The 505-nt window shown below is 63.2% G+C and carries 1 pseudogene; it reads left to right on the top strand.

The annotated features are described in order from the left end of the window. Positions 1-505: pseudogene (locus ACXJKJ_RS32465) on the top strand (RelA/SpoT family protein); the annotation flags it as partial.

The raw sequence follows: 505 nt of genomic DNA, 5'->3' as shown, positions 1-505 counted from the left end.
CCGCCTGGTCAGTCGCATCAAGACCCCGTGGAGCATCTACAACAAGATGCACGACGAGAACAAATCCTTCGACCAGGTCATGGACGTGTTCGGCTTCCGCCTGGTCGTGCGCAACGTGCCCAGCGCCTACCACGCGCTCGGCGCGGTGCATGCCACCTTCAAGCCGCTGGACGGGCGCTTCCGCGATTTCATCGCGATCCCCAAGGCCAACGGCTACCAGTCGCTGCACACGGTGCTGTTCGGGCCGTACGGTTCACCGATCGAGGTGCAGATCCGCACCGAGGAAATGGACCTGATCGCCGAGCGCGGCGTGGCCGCGCACTGGACCTACAAGTTCGGCGGCGATTCCCCCAATAGCGCGCAGAGTCGTGCGCATGCATGGATCGTGGAGCTGATCGATTCGCAGCGCGCGGCCGGTTCGTCGCTGGAATTCCTGGACAACGTCAAGGTCGACCTGTTCCCGGACGAGGTCTATCTGTTCACGCCGAAGGGCAATATCCTGGCC

The organism is Roseateles sp. P5_E1, from assembly GCF_054049335.1.
The sequence above is the reverse complement of the archived record's forward strand: the minus strand, read 5'-3'. Positions and strand labels throughout refer to the sequence as shown.